The 13,158-nt window shown below is 65.8% G+C and carries 13 protein-coding genes; 3 read left to right on the forward strand and 10 right to left on the reverse strand.

The window, feature by feature from the left end:
• Positions 1 to 2 precede the first annotated feature (2 nt).
• The 8 genes from FJY73_02010 to FJY73_02045 are packed head-to-tail and all read right to left on the reverse strand — an operon-like array spanning position 3 to position 8,317.
• Positions 3 to 689: a glycosyltransferase family 2 protein gene (locus FJY73_02010; protein MBM3319432.1), complete on the reverse strand. Its 687-nt coding sequence runs from the start codon at positions 687 to 689 to the stop codon at positions 3 to 5.
• A 15-nt stretch (positions 690 to 704) separates the two neighbouring features.
• Positions 705 to 2,207, reverse strand: a complete 1,503-nt coding sequence (locus tag FJY73_02015; protein MBM3319433.1) for an oligosaccharide flippase family protein — start codon at positions 2,205 to 2,207, stop codon at positions 705 to 707.
• On the reverse strand, positions 2,204 to 3,373 hold the full coding sequence (locus FJY73_02020; GenBank protein MBM3319434.1) for an alkaline phosphatase family protein: 1,170 nt from the start codon (positions 3,371 to 3,373) through the stop codon (positions 2,204 to 2,206). The genes FJY73_02015 and FJY73_02020 overlap by 4 nt, the downstream gene beginning before the upstream one ends.
• Positions 3,370 to 4,650 (reverse strand): nucleotidyltransferase domain-containing protein, encoded by a 1,281-nt coding sequence (locus tag FJY73_02025; GenBank protein MBM3319435.1) that lies wholly within the window; start codon positions 4,648 to 4,650, stop codon positions 3,370 to 3,372. Before FJY73_02025 ends, FJY73_02020 begins: the two co-directional genes overlap by 4 nt.
• Positions 4,651 to 4,669: 19 nt before the next feature.
• Positions 4,670 to 5,413, reverse strand: coding sequence for a CpsD/CapB family tyrosine-protein kinase (locus FJY73_02030; GenBank protein MBM3319436.1), 744 nt, complete (start codon positions 5,411 to 5,413; stop codon positions 4,670 to 4,672).
• A 9-nt stretch (positions 5,414 to 5,422) separates the two neighbouring features.
• The gene (locus tag FJY73_02035; GenBank protein ID MBM3319437.1) at positions 5,423 to 6,835 is read right to left on the reverse strand and encodes a hypothetical protein; all 1,413 of its coding nucleotides are present in this window, start codon (positions 6,833 to 6,835) and stop codon (positions 5,423 to 5,425) included.
• A gap of 16 nt (positions 6,836 to 6,851) precedes the next feature.
• The gene (locus FJY73_02040) at positions 6,852 to 7,694 is read right to left on the reverse strand and encodes a polysaccharide export protein (protein MBM3319438.1); all 843 of its coding nucleotides are present in this window, start codon (positions 7,692 to 7,694) and stop codon (positions 6,852 to 6,854) included.
• Complete coding sequence (locus FJY73_02045; GenBank protein ID MBM3319439.1) at positions 7,691 to 8,317, reverse strand: sugar transferase; 627 nt, start codon at positions 8,315 to 8,317, stop codon at positions 7,691 to 7,693. The genes FJY73_02040 and FJY73_02045 overlap by 4 nt, the downstream gene beginning before the upstream one ends.
• A gap of 558 nt (positions 8,318 to 8,875) precedes the next feature.
• On the opposite strand from FJY73_02045, the gene FJY73_02050 reads away from it, so the two are divergent.
• The 3 genes from FJY73_02050 (at position 8,876) to rfbB (ending at position 11,259) form a co-directional block, all read left to right on the forward strand.
• Positions 8,876 to 9,412 (forward strand): dTDP-4-dehydrorhamnose 3,5-epimerase family protein, encoded by a 537-nt coding sequence (locus tag FJY73_02050; protein MBM3319440.1) that lies wholly within the window; start codon positions 8,876 to 8,878, stop codon positions 9,410 to 9,412.
• Positions 9,413 to 9,482: 70 nt separating this feature from the next.
• Positions 9,483 to 10,214: an NTP transferase domain-containing protein gene (locus FJY73_02055; GenBank protein ID MBM3319441.1), complete on the forward strand. Its 732-nt coding sequence runs from the start codon at positions 9,483 to 9,485 to the stop codon at positions 10,212 to 10,214.
• Between the two features lie 13 nt (positions 10,215 to 10,227).
• Positions 10,228 to 11,259 (forward strand): dTDP-glucose 4,6-dehydratase, encoded by a 1,032-nt coding sequence (rfbB, locus tag FJY73_02060; protein ID MBM3319442.1) that lies wholly within the window; start codon positions 10,228 to 10,230, stop codon positions 11,257 to 11,259.
• Between the two features lie 85 nt (positions 11,260 to 11,344).
• On the opposite strand, the gene FJY73_02065 is transcribed toward rfbB, so the two are convergent.
• Complete coding sequence (locus tag FJY73_02065; GenBank protein MBM3319443.1) at positions 11,345 to 12,289, reverse strand: hypothetical protein; 945 nt, start codon at positions 12,287 to 12,289, stop codon at positions 11,345 to 11,347.
• 63 nt (positions 12,290 to 12,352) lie between these two features.
• Positions 12,353 to 13,087, reverse strand: a complete 735-nt coding sequence (locus FJY73_02070; GenBank protein ID MBM3319444.1) for a DUF3108 domain-containing protein — start codon at positions 13,085 to 13,087, stop codon at positions 12,353 to 12,355.
• Positions 13,088 to 13,158: the final 71 nt, after the last annotated feature.

A 13,158-nucleotide genomic window follows, 5' to 3' on the forward strand; every position in this document is an offset into this window, starting at 1 on the left:
GTTCACGATCTCCTCGGTCCGCCGAACCGTCTCTTCACGAGGAAGAGAAGGTTCTGAATGCCGTCCTTCCACATGTTCAGCTTCACCTCGCCGATTCGCTCGTGGTAGTCGATCGGGTGCTCGCCGAACCGCACGTCCTTCGCCAGGATCGCCTCGATCTTCAGCTCCTCCGAGAAGGCCATCCCGTCCGAACCGGGGGCGATCTTCGGGTAGATCGACGAGTAGAACGCCCACATGCCCGATTGCGAATCCCGGATCGCCCGGAGAAAGAGGAGAAGAGTGGCCGCGGTCAGCACCCAGTTGCCGAACCGGTTCATGATCTGCATCGATCCCTTCTTCCGTAAAGGGAATCGAGAGGCCGACACGAAGTCGAAGCCTCCGTCGAGAAGATGGTCGAGAAGCGGGGCGATCTCCTCGACCGGATAGCTCCCGTCGCCGTCGAGCGTGACGACGATCTCCGATTTCGCGGCGGGGATCCCGGTCTTGTACGCGCGCCCGTACCCCTTCCTCTTCTCGTGAATCACCCGCGCCCCGAGATTCCGCGCCACCTCGCCGGTCCGGTCGGTCGAGTTGTTGTCCACCACCACGATCTCGTCGATGAAGGAGGGCATCCGTTCGATCACGTGCCGGACCCCCTCTTCTTCGTTGTAGCAGGGGATCACTGCGGAGACGGTCTTGTTACGGTACATGCGAAGACTCCATCCTCAACGCGAGTCGCTGTTTCGGAACAGCCAGCGCGCGAGAAGCCGCTTCCCGGGGGCGTTCGACCGTTCGAGAAGCGCGCGCTCCTCCGGCCCGAACACCCCGACCCAACGGACGGCGATCGCGAAGAGCACGACGGCCGCGACGAGTAGCGCGAGAAACCCGGGCGGCGAGCCCGCGTAGGGGCGCGCCGGAACGAGGAGAACGAGCACCGCCGAGGCGAGATAGCACCTTCCGAGGAAGCGCCAAGGGATGCCGATCGGTCCGTAGTATTTCCGCACCGCCCAGCCCCGGAGAAACGGCGAGATCCCGACCGCGAGCGCGACCCCCGGGATCGCCCCGGGGAGGCCGTAGCGCGGGATGAGCAGGAGATCGACGCCGAGGTTCACCGCCGCGAAGAGGGCGGAGAGCGCGAGGTTCACGCCGGTCTTCTCCAAGAGATAGAGCGCCATCGAGTACGGGGTCCCGAAGAAGGACACGTGAAAGATCACGAAGAAGATCTGCGCGTAGGGGCCCGAGGCGGCGCGCTCCGCGCCGTAGAGAACCCGCACGAGGAGATCCCCGTAACACGCGCCGAAGAGCGTGATCGGCGTGACCAAGAGGAAGAGAAGCCGGAAGTAGTGGCGCGTCATTTCCGCGAGGCGGGCGCGGTCTCTCGTGTACACCTCGACGAACGCGGCGAGAACGAGCGGCCAGATCGTCTCCGGAACGAACTCGAGAAGAAGCTGCGGGAGCCGGTACGCGATGTCGAAGATCCCCGCCTCCGCAGCGCTCCGGAAGTGGCCGAGGAGAAGCGTTTCCGACTGGCGCCAGGTGACGAGGTTGAGGATCTCGATCGCGAGAAGCGGTAGGGCGTAGCGGGCGATTCTCGATCCTTCCCGCGGGCCCGGCCTTGCGGCAAGCGATTTCCGGAGAAGCGCGACCGCGACGAGACCGAGAAGAAGATGCGGCAACGAGGTCGCCGCGAGCACGCCGATCACTCCCCACCCGGCTCGGAGCGCACCCCAGGTGAGGAGGAGGATGGCGACGCTGAGAAAGCCCTGAAGAAACGCGAGCCGTTTCGTTTGGAACGTCGCGTTTAGCGCGTTCATCGCGAGGGAGAAGAGCAGGTTCCCCGAGAGGAGCGCGAGCCCCGCGAGGAGCGGGGTGCCGATCGGCGTCCCGTAGAGGGCGTCGATCGTCCCCCGGAGCCCGAACGCGAGAGCGACGAAGAGGACCCAACCCGCCGCTTGGAGAAGGCCGCAGAAGCGAAGGAGCCGGAGCGATCCCGCGCCGCTCGACTCCCGCTCGGGGAGATAGCGAAGGATCGCGTTCCCCATCCCGAGACCGATGATCGCCGCCGCGAAGGCGAGCGCCGTCCGCACGATCGCGAGCTCTCCGTACGCTTCCGCCGAGAGAAGACGCACGACGAGCATCGACGCCCCCAGCGAGAAACCGAACCGGAGCGCCTTCGCGAGAAGGCTCCACGGGACCGCCGAAGAGGCCTTGGCCAGCGTTCCGCTCAACGCTCGTCTCCATCTTCCATCCCGCCGTGCGCGCGCGCCGCTTCCGCCTCCACCAGAGACGCGAGATCCTGGATCGACCGAACCCCTTCCGGGATCGGCCGGTTCGAGAGAAGGCATCCGTCCGAGCCGCGCTCCTCGGGGCGGTATCCGTGCATGGCGGCCGGCGGCGCGGATCCCATGAACGAGGGGACGATCACCGTCCCCGCGTCGGCGACGAAGATCGACTCCCCGTACTCTCTCCCCGGGAAGTAGACGCCGTACCGCTTCTCCTCGTCGGTAGAGAGAAGACGTCCTCCTTCCGTCTCATCGAGCAGCGCGCGGATGCTTCGCTCCGCCTCGCCGTTTCGGAACCAGAAGCGGGCAAAGGTTGAATCATAAAATGGAAGGTAGTCCTTCCCCTCGCGGAAGGGGAGGGCGCGCACGCGCTGCATGAGGTCGATCGTCCGCTCGACGTCGACCATCCCGTGGTCGCTGAAGAGAAGAAGGGTCGTCTCGTCGAAGCGCCTCTTCGCTTCGTCCAGGACCGCGCGAAGGCGCTCCTCGTACCGCCGGATCCGCTCGCGCGTCTCGGGGGACCTCGTGCCGTGCTCGTGCATCGTCCCATCGAGCGCGAAGGCATAGAAGAAGAGGAAGGGAACGTCCCCCGCGCGCGCCGAGGAGAGAAGCTCCTCGAAATTCCGATCCTCGGGAGTGCGCCAGAACCAGACCCGATGCGGAATGCGGCGCTCCTCGATCCGGTCAAAGAGGGTGGGGAATCCATCGAGAGCGCCCGGCTCGAAGACCGGGCGGCGCTCCGGAAGGTCGAACCAAGGGAGGAGCCGGAGCGGGACCTGATACAGATGGTAGTAGCCGCGGATCTCGGTGAACGAGGCGAAGCACCTCTCATACGCCGTTCGCGCGCGCCTCCCGACCCCGGGGGTGCTCTCGAGGGGAGCGAGGAGGCGCGCGAAACCAAAGGGAGTCTCGGACGGGTTTCTGCGATAGAGAAACCAACGACCGTGCTCGTCCGGCCGGCGTCCGCTGAGGAGCGAGGGGAGAGCGGCTGAGCTGAACCCAAGAACGGTGCGGAGGGGTTTCCGGTGCTCGAGTTCGGGGAGGAACGGATGAGCCTTCAGAACCTCCCAACCGAACGCATCGATGAGAACGGCGATCGTGAGGCGCCTCATGGCATCTCCACGGGGAGCGGGGGGCGGCTCCCCCCCATCACCTCCCGGTTCCAGTACCCGCAGACGCTCCCGCGAAGGGCGAGCCAGCGCCGTGCGAACGCGTCCTTTCCGTTCGCGCCCACCGGAGCGATCCGCCCTGCCTCGGCGAGGAACGCGCGGTCGCTCGTCCTCTCCTCCTCACCGGTCAGAGGGCCGGACGCGCGAAGGAGAAGGACCGCCGCCGCGTAGTTGGCCGCGAGAGGCGTCGCCGGAAGCCCGCGCTCGAGCGCGCGCACGAGCGAGCCGAGCCCTCCCGCTCCCTCCCGCCGGATAAAGCGGATCCACGCGCGAGCTCTTCTCCGGAGAGGATCCGCGCCCCGAATCGCCTCCTCCGCGGCCGCGCCGGGCCGCGCGCCGAAGATGCGCGCCGTCTCCCAATCCCAGAGCGCATCGACGTACTTCCGTTTCCTCGCCTGCGCTTCTCGAAAAGCCCCCGCGTTCCCGTATCGTCTCCTGGCCTCTTCGAGGTCCGGGCGCTCCTTCTGCTCGCACCAGAACGCGTGGTCCTCGCCGAAGCCGGGCGCGCGCTCCTCGATCGGTTCACGCTTCAACAAATCGGGGAGCGCCTCCCTCCTCTCCCGCAAGGTCGGCCGGAACGAGCGGGCGACGACGAGCGCGCTCGTCCCGAGGTCCCGAACCGTCTTCCCGAAGCGGTACCAGAAGTCCCTCTCCTCCGCGCCGCGCGGGGCTCGCGCGCGGAACTCCGCGAGCTCTTCCGTCGCGCGGTTCAGGAGAAGAAGAAAACCGTCCCGGGGCGGGATCTCCTCGAAACGGGGACGGCTTGCGAGGCGGAGCGTTTCCGGGTCCCCGGCGAGGATCTTGCCGAAGCGGACCAGGAGGCAGTTCGCCACCGAGGGCTGGAGCTTGGCCAAGCGATCGGGCGAGGTCACGCCCAGATCGACGACGAGCCCGGGCACCCCGAGCAGAGAGAGCAGCCGCTCTCGGAAGCCGACCATCCGAGCGCTCAGCTCCCCAACGTTCTCTTCCTCTGTGACCAGATACAGGTCGATGTCGCTTCCCGGGCGCAACCCTCCTTCTTCCAGGGCGTACGCGCTCCCCTCGCCCAGCGCGAGGCTTCCAGAGAGAACGACCGAGACGAGACCGCGTCCTTCCGTTTCTTTCCGAATCTCCTCGGCCGCTCGCCGAAGGAGACTTCGGTAGAAGAGGTCCGTCTCCCGGTCCGGCGAGGTCGCGAACCGAAGAGGACCGCTCCTCTCCTCCTTTTCGCTCGGAACCACGGGTTCCCGGCCGCCTTCCCTACAGATACCGGTAAAGAAGTTCCGGAATCACGTAGCGTCTTCGGTTCAGGACAACCCCGAGGATGTTCCCCTTCGCCTCCTCGATCGCGGACTTGGCCCTCTTCACGATCTCCCTCTTCGTGCGGTCCGACTCGACGACGAGGGCGACCCCGTCGGCGACCGACGCGAGAATCGTCGTTTCGGCGAACGAAATAGCGGGGGGCGCGTCGATCAGAACGAGGGCGAAGCGCTCCTTCGCCTCGGCGAGAAAGCGCGTCATGCGCGTGATCGTGACGAGCGCGCCCGGCGAGGTCGTCGTGACGCCGGTCGGCAGAAGGTAGAGGTTCTCCTCGCCCAGGCGCACGGCTGCCGAGGCGAGGTCGGAGACGCCGAGAAGGACGTCGGCGAGCCCCTTCTCGTTCGGAACCCCGAAGATCTCGTGGAGGCGCGGCGAGCGGAAGTTCGCGTCGACGAGGAGGGTCGCCCGCTCCTTCGTCGGTCCGAGGGAGGCGGCGTACTCCGCGATCACCGTCGACGTCCCCTCCCCCTCGACCGAGGAGGCGAAGACGATCGCTTTGCCGGTCACGCCGCCCAGCGCCTTGCCGAGCGCGCTGTGGAGCGATTCGTACCGGTTCCAGACCTCGCGGAGCTGCGCGCCGAGCCGTCCCCGGGCTTCCTCCCGGATCGGGACCTCCCCCTCGGGGGGGCGTCCCTCGTCAGAGGGCTTCCCTGCCTTGTGCAGCGCTTCGTAGATCTTGCTCATGTCGATTCTTTATGCCTTGTTGTTCAATCCCTTGCGTTTCGGGATCGACGTGAGCACGGGGAGATCCACGTGCCGTTCCACGTCTTCCCGGCTCTTCAACGAGTGATCCATCGTCTCGACGAAGAACGCGAGGCTGATCCCGACGAGAAGACTGAAGGCCGGGACGAGGGCGAGCCGGATCGGATCCCTCGGGTTCGTCGCAACGGGAGACCCCGCCTCGGAAAGGAGCGTCAGGGTGTAGTCCCGCGAGCTCACGGTCGCCACGTCGATCGCCATCCGGTTCTCGAGCAGTTTCGTGTAGTTGGCGCGCGCGACATCGATCGCCTGGTCGAGCGCCTCGATCTCCCGTTCGGCCTCGGGGAACACGGCGAGCTGAACCTGGAGGTCGGCGATCTCGGCGCGGAGACGACCCGCCTCGGCCCGAAGAGCGTTCAGGGAGTGCTCCTTCAGGAGAAGGACTTGTTCCGCTTCCGTGCGCACCCTCTCCTTGAGATCCGCGATCCGTTCATCGAGCGCGACGACCGAGGGGTGCTGATCCGTGAAGCGAGTAAGGAGCTCGACGCGCTCCTGCTCGAGGCGGGCGAGGTTGGCCCGAAGGTCGGTGAGGATGCGAAGCGTTCCGGCCTGGTCCTCGATTTGAGCGATCTCGAACGGGCTGTCGAATCCCTCTTCGTAGAAGAGGCGCCTCATTTCCTCGATCTCGGTCTTGCGGGCCTCGAGCTCCCTCTCGACATCGACGAGCTTGTCGCCCGTGAGGGAGATCGCGCGGATCACGTAGTCCTGCTGGGTGAAGATGCGGACCATGGAACCCGCTTCCTGCGCCTGCTTCTTCCGGTCGCGCAGGTCCGAAAGGTCCTTCTCCGCCTCGGCCACCTTCTCTTCGAAGAACTGGCGCGCGTCGGGGAGCGCGAAAAGCTCGTCGTGCACCTCGACGTACGCCTGGGCGAGCGCGTTCGCCACCGGACGGACCTCGTTCCAGTCGAGAGACATGTAGCTGAGGCCGATCACGTTCGACTCGCCGAGGAGAAGAGAGCGGACCATCGCCGGATCGATCTCGATCGCCTCCACTCCCTCCTCGATCGCGCGTTGGTTCAAGATGCGCTGCGCGCGGTCGACGACCGGCTGACTCTCGGCGATCTGGAGCTCGGAGTTCACGGTCTCGTCCCACGTGAGCAGCGAGATGTTCCGGTCGAGGGCGCTGTTCCGCATCCCGCGGTTCAAGAGGACCTTTGCCACCGCGCTATACTCGGTCGGAATCCGGCTCGCGTTCAACGCGACGAAAGCGGTCGTGGAGAGAAAGAGGATCAGGATGATCCACTTCCTCCGAAACAGAACCTTGAAGACGTCGCGTCCGGTGAGCTGCGGAGCGGCGCGTTCTTCGGCCGGCTCCAGGGGGGCGCGGATCGTCGTGTTCGGCGCCAAGTCGGGACTCCTCCTCCTAGCGATAGCCCGTCAAGATCGCGGTCCTCCATGCTGCGTCGATCGGCGGCAGGATGATGCCGAAGAACCGCGTCGTGAAGTTCCGCGCGGAGGCCACGCGCCCCGCCGGAACGTACACGATGTCCATATGCGTCAAGAACGGATCGGCCTCCGGCGCGCGCTTGAGCGCCTCCTTCAAGTTCACCTTGAACGCGAAGGCGCTCCGATCCTCGCGCATCCGGATCACCATCACGTTCTCCATGCGCGCGTTGTCGGTCCAGCTTCCCGCGTGCGCGATCGCCTGGCTCAGCGTGAGAGGCGGGAGGAGCGGGTACTGTCCCGGGCGGTTCACCTCTCCGAGAACGAAGAAGAGCTGGTTTTCGAATGAGCGAACCACGATGTTGATCATCGGATCCCGAAGATAGACGGCGTACAACTCCTCCAGAGTTCGCGCCAATTCGCGCAGGGTGAGCCCCGCCACGGGGAGATCTCCGAGGAGGTCGAACGAGACCATCCCGTCCGGGCGCACGGTGAACTCCCCGTTCATGCTCGGCTGGTTCACGAAACGAACCGAGAACTGATCCCGCGCGACGAGCCGGTACTCGATCGGCTCCGGACGAAGCTCGACCTCCTCCTCCGACTCGATGTAGAGGCGCATCTCCTCGCGAAGCATCTCGCGGCGGCGGGCCGCGTCCTCCTCACTGAGTCGCTCGATTTCCTCGTCGGTCAGCTCCCTCTCGAGGCCCTTCGGTTCGGGAAGGCGCGTGAAGTCCTCCTCGAAACCGGGCCTGGACCCGCACGCGCCGAAACATGCGACGAGGAGAACGAACCCGAGGGCCGCGGCGAGATACCGTCTGTTCACGAAGCCTCCTTCAACGAGATCACGATGATCAGCGTTTTCCAGAGGATCTTCAAGTCGAGCCAGAGAGATCGCTTTCTCACGTACTCGATGTCCGAGTCGATCCACTCGTGGAACTGCGTGGAGCGGCGGTTCGTCGCCTGCCAGAGGCACGTGATCCCCGGCACGACCTTGAGGCGCTCGCGATCGGATTCCCGGTAGCGGGAGACCTCCTCCGGGAGATGCGGGCGAGGTCCGACCAAGCTCATGTCCCCCTTCAACACGTTGATCATCTGGGGGAGCTCGTCCAGGCTCGTCCTTCGAAGGAAGTACCCCACCGCGGTCACGCGCGGATCCCTCCGGATCTTGAAGAGCGGCTCCTCCGCTTCGTTCAGATCGCGGAGCGCCGCCTTGTGGCGCTCCGCATCTCGAATCATCGACCGGAACTTGAAAAACCTGAAGGGTTTTCCGCTCTTTCCGATGCGGGTTTGGCGGAAGAAGACAGGGCCGGGGGAATCGATCTTGACGAGGAGGGCGATGATGAGGAAGAGGGGCGAGAAGAGGAGAAGGGAGACCGACGCCGCGAAAAAGTCCGAGCCTCGCTTCACCGCGGGGTAGACGCGCCCCGCCCCTGTCTCGCGAGCCATCGGAGAACCCCCCTCGCCGAAGGCGTCCGCGAGCGTGCGCCCGCCCTCGGCGATCTCGCCGGTCTCCCGGAGAGCCTCGCTCTCGGCGCAAACGATCGCGTCTTGACGAATCGAGCCAGCCGTTTCTGCCAAAGAGCCTCTCGTCCCGCCCCGGATCTTAGGGCTCGAGGAGCAATTCGACTGCTCCTCCGCGCTCCGGCCTCGTGCATCCTCGCCTGATGTCCGAACTCGGCGTCCGCAGTCTGCGGAGAGGTTGCCGCTTCGGTCCGCGCTCTTTAGCAAAGGTCCTGTAGGCTGCCTCCTTGGTGAGAGGGAACGGAAAGCGACGGTCCGCAGGCTCGCCGCGGGTCGTGGGAGCCGCCTAACCGGGTGCGGCGAACCGCGATGCCCGGCACCATCGCCAAAACAAGAATACCAAAGCCGGCCTTCGGAGTCAACAACGAGAAAGGGGCGGAAGCCGAGAGGAAATCCCCGGGTGCGGCGCCCGGAGCGCCTTTGAATCCCCTGGACAGCACGCGCTCCGGCCGCGTATGATCACCGTCCGGAGGAGTGCGCACGATGAGCGTTCCGAGCGTTCGGTTGTCGACCGTCAAGAGCCACGCGGTGATTCGGGGGGGGCAGCCGGACGAGAAGGGGCTGATCCGGGGGGTCGTGGTGCGGCCCCTCAACGTCCTTCCCGACGACCGGGGCCATTTCGCGGAGATCCTGCGAGCGAGCGAACCGATCGCCGCGGGCTTCGAAGTCCGTCAAGCCTCGCTCACGCGGACGCGCGCGGGGGTGATCAAGGCGTTCCATTACCACGAGCGGCAGGATGACATCTTCTGCCCCATCGCCGGCACCGCCAGGATCGTGCTCGTCGACTTCCGGGAGGGATCGGAGACGCGCGGCTTCGCGAACTCGATCTTCGCGGGCGCGCTCTATCCGAAGGCGGTTCGCATCCCAGCAGGGGTCGCGCACGGGTACGAGGTCCTTCCGGGGGACGATCTCCTTCTCGTCTATTTTACGAACCGAGAATACGATGCGGACGACGAGCATCGAGCCCCTCACGACGACCCGAGGATCGGTTTCTCCGAGTGGGGGATCCGAAACCGGTAGTCTCCCCCGCGCCGTTCGCGGACGGAGCGACCTTCTCCCGATCGCCCGGAGGGCGCGGAGGTTTCCTCGTATGAAAGGGATTGTCCTCGCGGGCGGCCTCGGGACGAGGCTCTATCCCCTCACGAAGATTACGAACAAGCATCTCCTTCCCGTCTACGACAAGCCCATGATCTACTTCCCGATTCGGACGCTGGTCCGCGCGGGGATCACCGACATTCTCATCGTAACCGGTGGAAACCACTCGGGCGACTTCCTCACGCTTCTTGGAAACGGCAAGGAGTTTGGTCTTCAACATTTGAACTATACGTATCAGGAGGGGGAAGGCGGGATCGCGGAGGCGCTCGGTCTCGCTGAGTACTTCGCCGCCGGGGAGAAGATCTGCGTGATCCTCGGCGACAACATCATCGAGAAATCGATCGCTCGGGCGGTGGAAGCCTTCCGGAGGCAGCCGAAAGGGGCGCGGATCCTCCTCAAGGAGGTGCCGGACCCGGAGCGGTTCGGCGTCCCGGTGATTGAGGAGGAACGGATCGTCCGGATCGTCGAGAAGCCGAAGGATCCACCGTCGCGCTACGCGGTGACGGGGATCTACATGTACGACGATAAGGTTTTCGACATCATCCGCGGGCTCAAGCCGTCGGGGCGCGGAGAGCTCGAGATCACCGACGTGAACAACGCGTACATCGAGACGGGGGATCTCGCGTGGGATGTGCTGGAGGGATGGTGGACCGACGCGGGGACCTTCCCCTCCCTCTTTCGCGCGAGCGAGCTCGTGCGCCGGACGGGGGCGGACAAGAACGAATGAGAAAGGGCGGCGCGTGAGAATCCTCGTCACCGGCGGGCTCGGCTTCATCGGGTCGAACTTCGTTCACTTCATGCTCAGGGAACATCCCGAGGTTGCGATCGTCAACCTCGACAAGATGACCGACGTGGCGAACCCGGCGAACGTAGAGGGTCTCGAAGGGGACCCGCGCTACCGGTTCGTGCGAGGGGATGTGGCCGACCCGGCCGCGGTCGCCGCCGTCCTCGATGGAATCGACGCGGTCGTCCACTTCGCCGCGGAGTCGCACGTCGATCGGAGCATCAAGGACCCCGGCTCCTTCTTCCGCACGAACGTGGAGGGGACGCTCGTTCTCGTCGAACAGGCGACCCGCCGCAAAGTCCGCCGATTTCTTCACATATCGACGGATGAGGTTTATGGTTCGCTCGGCGCCTCGGGGAGCTTCCAGGAGGGTTCCCCTCTCCGCCCGAACAGCCCGTACGCGGCGAGCAAGGCGGCGGCGGATCTTCTTCTCAGGGCGTGGGCGAAGACTTACGGCGCGCCGGTCGTGATCACCCGCTCGTCGAACAACTACGGGCCGTATCAGTTCCCGGAGAAGCTGATCCCCCTCATGATCCTCCGCGCGCTCGAGGACGGGACTCTCCCCGTCTACGGCGACGGGTCCAACGTGCGCGATTGGATCCACGTCGAGGACCACTGCCGCGCGCTCGACCTGGTCCTTCGCGAGGGTCGCCTCGGCGAGGTGTACAACATCGGCTCCAGGAGCGAGATGCCGAACATCGAGATCGTGCGGACGATCCTTCGTCTTCTCGAGAAGCCGGAGTCGTTGATCCGATTCATCGAGGATCGGCCCGGGCACGACTTCCGCTACGCGATCGACCCGGGAAAGATCGAGAGCGAGCTCGGATGGAGGCCGGAGCGAACGGTCGGCGAAGGCCTCGCCGAGACGGTCGCGTGGTACCTCTCCCATCGCGAGTGGTGGGACGAGATCCGGAATCGCCCCTCCTGGCGCCGCTACTTCTCCGCGATGTACGACCGCCGCCTCGCCGACGGCAAACCGCTGCAGTAGAGGGTCAGGATTCGGGGACGTAGTTCCGTTCGTTCCGCTCGCAGCGGAAGGAACGGAACGACGCCCCCCGAGAGGAAGAGCGGCATCAGCGCCCAAGCCGCCCGCGGATCCCCGCGGCGAGGAGCGGGATCAGGATCTCGTGGTGGCCGGTCAGGTGGATCCCCTCGCCGGAGGGACGGCGGAGGACGTTTTCGGTCGGGCGGTAGGCGCGGTTCATGTCGAGGTCGACCGCGAGGAACTTCGCCGGCGGCTTCCCCGCGCTCTGAACCATCGCGACCGCTTTCAGGAAGACCTCGGGGAGAATCACGGCCGATCCCGCGTGAAGCACGACGCTCCGGTCGGTGAGCGTCTCGACTGACGCGACGAAGGCGAGGAAGTCGAGCATCGTCGCCTCTCCGATCGCGGCGCCGTCCGCGCTCTCGTGCATGTGCACGATGTCGGTGCCGACCGCGACATGCACCGAGATCGGAACGCACGCTTCGTAGGCCGCCGCGAAGATCGAGCGCTCGCGATGCGGCGCCTTCTCGCGGACGAGCGCGCGGCCGACCGCCTCGCCGAGGCCGATCCCCTCCTTCGCCCCCTCGCGCGCGGCTCGGTTCATCCCCTCCGCCGTCTCCCTCGCCATGCCGAAGATCCCCTTCGGCAGGTTCTCGGGGACGTTCTCCGAGGTCGATCCGAACCGCGCGATCTCGTAGTCGTGGATCGCCGCGGCGCCGTTCGTGGCGAGAGCGGTCACGATTCCCTCGCGGATGAGCGGGATGAGAACCGGCGCGAGGCCGCACTTCACGACGTGCGCGCCGAAGAGGAAGAGCACGGGGTCCTTCGCGCGCGCCGCGGAGACGATCCGATCGATCACGCGGTTCAGATCGCGCGCGGCGAGGAGGTCGGGGAGGCTTCGGAGCAGATCGCCGACCGCCGCATCCTTCTCGATCGGCGAAGCGAACTGCTCGATCCGAACCTTGTGGCCGATGCCGGCGACCGGGACCGAGCGAATCCGTTTACGGTCGAAGCGATCGCGCCGCGGGGGCATGAACGACTCCATCCGGCCGGGTGTCTCGGCGCGCGCACCGCCGGCGCCGAGAGGACTCCGTTCCTATTGATACTCGGTCAGGACCGCCTCGAACGCGCCGAACACGACCTTGCTCTCGAGCTTCACCGGCATGCGCCGCTCGTCCGCCGTGATCCAGATGCGGAGCCGGCCGGTTTGGCGGAAGACCCCCACGCTCTTCAGGTTCGGCTCGATGACGAAGCAGCGGAAGGTTCCCGCCGGAACCTTGACCGTCTCGACCGCCCCGACATCCACGTGGATCGACCAGTTCTTTTTACTTGAGTGATAAACGAGCGGGACCTGCTCCCCGATCCGAAGCCGCTGCCGGCGAAGAGAATAGAACGAAGCGAGAATGTCGCGCGCCCCCGGAAGGAGGGGAATCTCCTTGCCGTCAGCATAAACGGCGAGATCCCTCTCCCGATCGTACACGACGATCTCCGTGTCGCGAAACTTCCCCTCTTGGAGCCGCTTCTCGAAGCGGAGGCTCTCCAGCGTGTTCGCGTCGACGGTAGAACGAACCTCGTCCCGCACCTTGAAGAAGTGGTCGAAGAAGGAGTTCGTCCACGCGCGCGAGGAGAGCACCCACTCGTCCTCTCTCTCTCCTCGGCTCACCCGGAGCTCGGCGGTCCCGGCCCGGATGAACCCGTACTCGATCGCGAAGGTGAGCGTCTCGCCGAGACCAAACGGCTTCTCCGACGCAGCGGCGCCCGCCGCGAAGAACGAAAGCGCGAGCGCCGCCGAGACGATCCGAAGAAGCGCGTTCCCCCGAGATGCACGCACGTTGGAGTTCCCCTTCATTTGCCGATCTTCTCGATCGGGCGCGCCGATCGACCGGAGGCTGCGCCGGCCGC

This window comes from Candidatus Eisenbacteria bacterium, from assembly GCA_016867715.1.
Classification (GTDB): domain Bacteria; phylum Orphanbacterota; class Orphanbacteria; order Orphanbacterales; family Orphanbacteraceae; genus VGIW01.